Origin of the sequence: Salmonella sp. 32020114201800008SM (assembly GCF_017572025.1) — a bacterium.
Classification (GTDB): Bacteria; Pseudomonadota; Gammaproteobacteria; order Enterobacterales; family Enterobacteriaceae; genus Salmonella; species Salmonella enterica.
Map to the genome: position 1 here is coordinate 1 of NZ_JAGEQM010000016.1, position 8,029 is coordinate 8,029.

Annotated in this window: 7 protein-coding genes and 1 pseudogene; 4 read left to right on the plus strand and 4 right to left on the minus strand. The window is 50.4% G+C overall.

Annotation, left to right across the window (positions count from 1 at the left end; all coding sequences use genetic code 11):
* Positions 1-113: pseudogene (locus J4613_RS22315) on the plus strand (IS110 family transposase); the annotation flags it as partial.
* A gap of 306 nt (positions 114-419) precedes the next feature.
* Here J4613_RS22315 and polA read toward each other — a convergent pair.
* Positions 420-3,206 carry a DNA polymerase I gene (polA, locus tag J4613_RS22320; protein WP_058107604.1) on the minus strand — a complete coding sequence of 929 codons (2,787 nt, stop codon included), beginning with the start codon at positions 3,204-3,206 and terminating at the stop codon, positions 420-422.
* Between the two features lie 387 nt (positions 3,207-3,593).
* Here polA and J4613_RS22325 point away from each other — a divergent pair, with 387 nt between their 5' ends.
* The gene (locus J4613_RS22325; protein ID WP_000196902.1) at positions 3,594-4,502 is read left to right on the plus strand and encodes an acyltransferase; all 909 of its coding nucleotides are present in this window, start codon (positions 3,594-3,596) and stop codon (positions 4,500-4,502) included.
* 12 nt (positions 4,503-4,514) lie between these two features.
* Here J4613_RS22325 and dsbA read toward each other — a convergent pair whose 3' ends face one another.
* The 3 genes from dsbA to J4613_RS22340 all read right to left on the minus strand — a co-directional run bounded on the left by dsbA (position 4,515) and on the right by J4613_RS22340 (position 6,487).
* Positions 4,515-5,138 (minus strand): thiol:disulfide interchange protein DsbA, encoded by a 624-nt coding sequence (gene dsbA, locus J4613_RS22330; protein WP_000725364.1) that lies wholly within the window; start codon positions 5,136-5,138, stop codon positions 4,515-4,517.
* A gap of 16 nt (positions 5,139-5,154) precedes the next feature.
* Positions 5,155-6,141, minus strand: coding sequence for a serine/threonine protein kinase (locus J4613_RS22335; RefSeq protein ID WP_000999249.1), 987 nt, complete (start codon positions 6,139-6,141; stop codon positions 5,155-5,157).
* A 76-nt stretch (positions 6,142-6,217) separates the two neighbouring features.
* Positions 6,218-6,487, minus strand: a complete 270-nt coding sequence (locus tag J4613_RS22340) for a YihD family protein (protein WP_000649858.1) — start codon at positions 6,485-6,487, stop codon at positions 6,218-6,220.
* Between the two features lie 69 nt (positions 6,488-6,556).
* On the opposite strand from J4613_RS22340, the gene mobA reads away from it, so the two are divergent.
* Together mobA and mobB are read left to right on the plus strand one after the other, a co-directional pair.
* Complete coding sequence (mobA, locus tag J4613_RS22345) at positions 6,557-7,141, plus strand: molybdenum cofactor guanylyltransferase MobA (protein WP_001046879.1); 585 nt, start codon at positions 6,557-6,559, stop codon at positions 7,139-7,141.
* A complete protein-coding gene (gene mobB, locus J4613_RS22350) occupies positions 7,138-7,653 on the plus strand; it encodes a molybdopterin-guanine dinucleotide biosynthesis protein MobB (RefSeq protein WP_010989085.1) in 516 nt (171 codons plus the stop codon). Before mobA ends, mobB begins: the two co-directional genes overlap by 4 nt.
* Positions 7,654-8,029 lie beyond the last annotated feature (376 nt).

Sequence of the window (8,029 nt, forward strand, 5' to 3'; positions counted from 1 at the left end):
GCAAGGCGAAGAAAGCCGCGCTGGGAGCTGTGATGCGCAAACTGGTACATTTATGCTTCGGCGTGTTGAAAACGCGGCTTCCGTGGGATGAAAATTATGTAGCTACCGCTTGACGTTCAAGACGGTAACTACGGTGTGAGCGAAACTTTTCTTATGCCCAATAAAAAACGCCCCAGTCATAAACTGACTGGGGCGGCTAAAATATTCAGCCAAATCCGATTACGTGAAGTAAAAGGTCTGAAAGATAGAACATCTTACCTCTGTACCCTACGTGAATAACTTTACTCTTTTTTGAGCAACACAGAAAGACCTTTTCGTAATTTTTTTTCATTCTTTACATAGGGAATTCTAATACCCATCACAAAACCCCCGTGCTTATGTTGCTTAATTACGAAAAAAGCGCGTTATTCCTTAAATGCTTAGTGCGCTTGATCCCAATTTTCTCCGCTACCGACTTCCACCAGCAACGGCACATCAATACGCGTGCAGTTTTCCATCAACTGATGGATACGTTTTGCTACCGCATCTAAGTCGTCTTTATGTACCTCGAACACTAATTCATCGTGTACCTGCATAATCATCCGCACGCGTGGCTGCTCGGCCTGTAGCCAGGCATCGACGGCAATCATGGCGCGCTTGATGATATCGGCAGCCGTTCCTTGCATGGGAGCATTGATCGCCGCGCGTTCCGCCCCCGCGCGCCGCGCCGCGTTGCTGGATTTAATATCCGGCAGGTAAAGGCGGCGCCCCTCCAGAGTTTCCACATAGCCTTGTTCTTTTGCCTGAGCGCGGGTGCGCTCCATATATTCCAGCACGCCAGGATAGCGTTCGAAGTAGAGATCCATATACTTCTGCGCCTCTTTACGCGGAATATTAAGCTGGCGAGAAAGACCGAAGGCGCTCATCCCGTAAATCAGGCCAAAGTTAATGGCTTTCGCACTTCGGCGCTGTTCCCCGGTCACGCTATCCAGCGGCAAGCCAAAGACTTCCGCCGCCGTTGCACGGTGAATATCTTTCCCTTCGGCGAACGCCGTGAGCAGCCCTTTATCACGGGAAAGATGCGCCATAATACGCAGCTCAATCTGTGAATAGTCCGCAGACACGATGAGATAATCCTCAGGCGCAATAAATGCCTGACGAATGCGGCGGCCTTCTTCATTGCGCACCGGAATATTTTGCAGGTTCGGATCGGTGGACGATAAACGTCCCGTCGCCGTTACCGCCTGATGATAGGACGTATGGACGCGCCCGGTTTTCGGGTTAATCATCAGCGGCAGCTTATCGGTATAGGTGGATTTTAGCTTCGCCAGACCACGATACTCCAGAATCACTTTCGGCAGCGGATAGTCCAGCGCCAGCTCTTCCAGCACCTCTTCCGACGTTGACGGCGCGCCGCCAGGCGTTTTCTTCAACGGCTTAATACCCTGCTTTTCAAACAGGATGGTCTGCAACTGCTTCGTCGAGGACAGGTTGAACGCCTCGCCCGCAATGTCATGCGCTTTCTTTTCCAGTTCCGCCAGACGTAGCGTGATTTCTTCCGAATGTTTGTGCAGGACGGCAGGATCGATTTTTACGCCATTGCGCTCAACGCGTGACAGTACCGGCACCAGCGGCATTTCGATGTTTTCGAAAACATTCAGCGGGCCTTTGTGCTGCTGGAGCTCAGGCCACATTTTGAGATGCAACTGTAACGTGACATCCGCATCTTCTGCCGCATAGCGCCCCGCTTCCTCCAGTGCGATCTGGTTAAAGGTGAGCTGGTTTTTACCTTTACCAGCAATGTCTTCAAAGGTGATAGTTTTGTGCTTCAGCCAACGATCGGACAAGCTGTCCATATCATGGCGTCCGGCGACGCTGTTCAGAATGTAAGACTCAAGCATGGTATCAAAGGCGATACCGCGCAGCTCAATACCGTAATTTTGCAAGACGCCGCGATCGTACTTGAGGTTTTGCCCCACTTTGCGCACTTTTTCATCTTCCAGCAGCGGCTTCAGCAGTTCCAGAGCACGCTGGCGGGAGATTTGATCCGGAGCGTCCAGATAATCATGCGCGACAGGTACATACGCGGCAACGCCAGGTTCGATGGCAAACGAGAGGCCCACCAGGTTGGCGGCGATATTATCCAGGCTGTCGGTCTCCGTGTCGAAAGCAAAAACTGGCGATTTTTTCAGCTTTTCAATCCAGCTTTCCAGCGTAACGTCATCCAGAATCGTGACATAATTTTCATAAGAGAGCGCCGCTGCCGGTTCGCTGGGCGATTCATCAATAACGACCGTTTCCTGCGGTTTGGCCGCCGGTTTCGCGCCCTTTGCCTGTAGCCATTTGCCTGCCTCGACGTCCGCCGTCCAGCGCTTGAACTCATATTTTTTAAACAGGCCCAGCAGTTCATCCGCAATCGGCTGCTGCACTTCAAGCTGTTCGCAGGTCAGCTCCAGCTCAACATCCGTTTTAATGGTGGCGAGTTTATAAGACAGGTACGCTACGTCTTTATTCTGCGCTAATTTAGCGGCCATCGTTTTGGCGCCGCGGAAAGTGAGACCGGCAATTTTTTCCGGCTCGGCGTACAGCGTATCCAGGCCGCCCAATCCCTGAAGCAAGGCTTGCGCCGTCTTCTCACCCACGCCTGGTACGCCCGGAATATTATCCGAGGAGTCCCCCATCAGCGCCAGAAAGTCGATAATCAGCTCAGGCGGCACACCGTACTTATTAACGACTTCATCCGGGCCGAGGATGGTGTTAGTCATGGTGTTGATCAGCGTAATATTCGGCGTCACCAACTGTGCCATATCTTTATCGCCGGTGCTGATTAATACCGGACGCCCCACCTTCTCCGCTTCCCGCGCCAGTGTACCGATAACGTCATCCGCTTCTACGCCAGAGACCGCCAGCAGAGGTAACCCCATGGCTTTAACCATGGCATGTAACGGCTCTATTTGCGCACGAAGATCATCCGGCATCGGAGGACGATGCGATTTGTAATGTTCAAAGAGCTCATCACGGAAGGTTTTTCCTTTGGCGTCAAACACCACCGCAGCATGCGTCGGCTGATACTGCATGATCAGGCTGCGCAACATGTTGAGGACACCATACATTGCGCCCGTAGGTTCTCCCGCGCTGTTGGTTAACGGCGGAAACGCATGATAGGCGCGATAGAGATAGGATGAGCCATCTACGAGAATAAGTGGGTTTTCTGGGATCTGAACCATAATGTCCGTGCCTGTTTAACAGATTATGGTTAAAGGATGCCACATACAGGAGGAAAACTTGAGTTTTTCGCCGCATTTGCGGAAAAGTTTTGTCGATCTTCAGGATCGCTCGCAAAATAACCTGTGGATAACTTTGTGTGTAAATTCTTACCATTACTTTAAAATCAGCGCGATAGCCTTCTCGTCTTAATAATTACCCATTATTTTCAATGAGTTGTTAACATCACGTTTTTCTGATTATCTGATTCATGCCGTTATCATAATGTGGATAGTTGTTACGAGTGTTTCTATTTCACTCAGCGCCATCATTAGCATCGTTTTCTGATAGAATCAGCCCCTTGCGCCCTTTTCGCGCACCGTTTATGGCTAACTTTTGAATAATTTATTATGACGAGAATACTCGCGGCTATCACGCTCCCATTGAGTATCGTATTGACCATCCTGGTCACTATTGTTTGCTCAGTACCGATCATCGTTGCCGGTATGGTAAAGCTTCTTTTGCCTGTTCCCGGTATCTGGCGCAAGGTCTCCATTTTCTGCAATTTCATGATGTATTGCTGGTGTGCTGGTCTTGCAGCGCTGTTACGCCTTAATCCGCACTTGCAATGGGATGTAGAAGGGTTAGAAGGGCTGAGCAAGAAAAATTGGTATTTACTGATTTGTAATCATCGCAGCTGGGCCGATATCGTTGTGCTTTGCGTTCTGTTCCGCAAGCATATCCCAATGAATAAGTACTTTCTTAAACAGCAATTGGCCTGGGTGCCGTTCATCGGCCTGGCGTGCTGGGCATTAGATATGCCGTTTATGAAGCGCTACTCCCGTAGCTACCTGCTCCGACACCCCGATCGACGCGGCAAAGATGTTGAAACAACTCGTCGCTCTTGCGAAAAGTTTCGTCGGTATCCCACCACTATCGTTAACTTTGTTGAAGGCTCGCGATTTACGCATGAGAAACGTCAGCAAACGCATTCACCTTATCAACATCTGTTGCCGCCAAAAGCAGCCGGTATTGCAATGGCGATTAATGTTTTAGGCTCACAGTTCGATAAGCTGCTTAATATTACGTTGTGTTACCCAAACAACGATCGCCACCCTTTCTACGATATGCTAAGCGGTAGGCTGACGCGTATTGTTGTTCGGGTGCAACTGGAACCCATAAATGAAGAACTGCACGGCGATTACGTGAACGACAAAACATTCAAACGCCGTTTTCAACGTTGGCTTAATACGCTGTGGGATAAGAAAGATATACAGATAGAAGAGATTAAAACATCTTATAAAAACGCCGGTCAGTGACCGGCGTTCTTTTTATTTTTTATCAACCAAATATTTCACAGTATCAGCATACTGCTGAACAAAAACATCCATGCTGCTGGTATCCATGCCTTGTGGGTTAATCTGGTATTTGCCATTGACGAACATCGCCGGAACGCCCTGCAGTTGCAGGTCAGCCGCGGCTTTCTCCTGTTGCGCAACCAGTGATTTCACCACGAAGCTGTTCCATGCCGCATCGTAATCTTCGCCCTTGACGCCCGCATCAACGAACACTTTACGGATATCCGCGGCAGATTGTACTGTCTGGGTTTTCTGTACGGCTTCAAACAGCGGGACCGTGACTTTATCTTCTACACCCAACGCCATCGCCACCGCCCATGCCTGGGTGAGCTCCTTGCCCAACGGCCCCAGGAACTCAACGTGGTACTTGGTCATTTTGGTGCCTTCCGGCAGCTTTTTCTTCACATTGTCAGACACATGAAGCACTTCTTCAAACTGATAACAATGTGGGCAGTAGAAGGAGAAAAACTCCAGTACCTGGGGTTCGCCAGCGACCGGTTTATCCAGCGTGATATACTGTTTACCGTCGCTGATCTGTGCTGCCGAGGCGCTAAAAGCTAAAACCATACCAGCCAGCGCCAGCCAAATCTTTTTCATGATCAACTCTCTCCGATTAATACATTGGCGTTAATTGTAAAGGGGGTTCGTGCAAAATTTTAGTCTGCTCAATAAAAGTCGTTGTCTGTCGCTGCCAGTAATCTTCCCCTGTTAACCAGGGAAAGTTTTTTGGAAACGCAGGATCGCCCCAACGACGAATCAACCAGGCAAGATAATAAACTAAACGCATGGCGCGTAAAGGTTCAATGAGACCAATTTCAGCCGTATCGAACTCACTAACTTCTTCATAAGCTTCAATAATGGTTTCAAGCTGCATTCGCTGTTCGGCTTTGTCGCCGTTCAGCAGCATCCATAAATCCTGTATCGCCGGGCCGTTACGGGCATCATCTAAATCGACAAACAGCGGTCCATCACGCCATAGAATGTTGCCGGCATGACAATCGCCGTGCAATCGCAGCGTGGCGAAATCGGTGCGCCAGCATTCGGTAACTGCAGACAGTAGAGTATCAGTGGCTTTCAGGAAAGCCGCTTTTTGCCCGGAGGGAATCAGTGCGGCATCTTCGAATACCTGGCGAGGTTCAAAAAGATACTCCGCAAGCCCAATGTCAGGCCGGAAAGTGAAAGGACGTTTTCGCCCCGTCTGATGCAATCGGCCAAGATAACGCCCTACCGCCTCCATCTGATCGATATTGTCTGCTTCAAACTGACGACCGCCTACGCTGGGGAAAATGGCATAATGATAGCCCTGATGCGCTAACAGCGTCTGGCCATTAAACGCGAGCGGAGCAGCAACCGGAACCTCATCCTTCACCAGTTCAAGCGCGAATTGATGTTCTTCCCGAATTTGATCAACAGACCAGCGTTCAGGACGATAAAACTTAACGACAAAACGTCGACGGTCTTCATCCTGAAACTGATAGACGCGGTTTTCATAACTGTTTAGTGGAGTTAGCCCGGAATCCACCATGATCCCCTGTTCAAACAGCGCATCCATGATGGTTTCCGGGTGTAGCGTCTGGAAAGTAAAAGCGTTGTCGTTCATCCCATCATCCGGAAAATACTACGAATGATTCAGGATATCATTTCGTGGCGATTTCGGTGGCGCCGCTTACAAGGTTTTACTCTTTAATAACGCCGCGGGCGCGTAAAAGCGCCGTTTTAAAGTCCTCTTCATAGTCTTTTTGAATCCCTGGAATGGCGGCGTCTTTGGCGGAATCGCGCATTTTCAGATGGTAGATCAGGATATCATCAGTTAAATCTTCCAGTTTGCCGTCAAAACCTGACTCTTTCGCCAGTTTCTGCAAAAATTGCGTCAGATTAAGATCAGGCTCTTTCTGCCAGGCTGGCTGGAGGAGTTCAATGACTTCATTCAGGCGTTTACATTTCATAGCTGTGCTCCTTATTCTTGATACAGACACGGTAGCAGGGTCAATCCCACAATAAAAGAGGCGATATCGGTGAATCTGGATGAAGTAATAACCGGCGTGGTGCTGGCAGGCGGTAAAGCCCGGCGGATGGGAGGTGCGGATAAAGGTCTGCTTGAACTGGACGGGAAACCGCTCTGGCGACACGTTGCCGACGCGCTCGCGCCACAACTTGCAACGGTCGTCATTAGTGCTAATCGCCATCTGGATATCTACCAGGCCAGCGGCCTGAAAGTCATTCCGGATTCAATCGCTGACTTTCCCGGTCCGCTGGCGGGTATGCTTTCCGTTTTTCAGCAGGTAGCAGGCGACTGGTTTCTGTTTTGTCCCTGTGACAATCCCTGTATCCCCCACAACCTGGTCGATCGTTTAGCAGCGCAGCGTCATGGCGCACCCGTGGTTTGGGTTCATGATGGAGAGCGCGATCATCCAACGATCGCGTTGATTAATCGTGCCGTTGAGCCCCAGTTGACAGCTTATTTGCAAGCAGGCGAACGGCGAGTAATGATTTTTATGCGCCAGGTAGGCGGACACGCCGTTGATTTCAGCGATTGTAAGGAGGCATTTGTGAACGTCAACACGCCGGAGGAACTCGCGCAATGGCAAAAGAGACCATGATACCGCTACTCGCCATTGCCGCGTGGAGCGGCACGGGAAAAACAACACTGCTGAAAAAACTGATCCCAGCACTTTGTGCGCACGGTATTCGGCCAGGGCTGATTAAGCATACCCATCATGATATGGATGTTGATAAACCGGGTAAAGATAGCTACGAATTACGTAAGGCCGGGGCAGCACAAACGCTGGTTGCCAGTCAGCAGCGCTGGGCGTTAATGACTGAAACGCCGGGGCAAGAAGAGTTGGATCTGGCATGGCTGGTGAGCCGGATGGATGCATCAAAGCTGGATATGGTGCTGGTAGAAGGGTTTAAACACGAGGCAGTTGCGAAGATCTTACTTTTTCGTCAGGGATGTGGGCACAGCGAGGAAGAATTAATTCTTGATGAGCATGTTATTGCAGTTGCCAGTGATATTCCACTTGCCGTAGCGGTACCCGTTTTGGATCTTAATGATGTATCGCAGATTTCTGCCTTCATTTTGCGGTGGTTAGAGAAAGCACGTTCCTTGTAGGCCGAATAAGGCGGAGCCGCCATCCGGCGGTGCCGGTTGCCTGATGGCGCTGCGCTTATCAGGCCTACATTTTTACAGTTACCACACACGCAAAGAAGCCCGTCCAGACGGACGGGCTTCTTCACTTGTCTGATGCCTGGCAGTTTATGGCGGGCGTCCTGCCCGCCACCCTACGGGCCGTTGCTGCGCAACGTTCAAATCCGCTCCCGGCGGATTTGTCCTCCTCAGGAAAGTGCTCACCGGCAGACCACAGATAAAACAAAAGGCCCAGTCTTTCGACTGAGCCTTTTGCTTAATTTGATGCCTGGCAGTTCCCTACTCTCGCATGGGGAGACCCCACACTACCATCGGCGCTACGGCGTTTCACTTCTGAGTT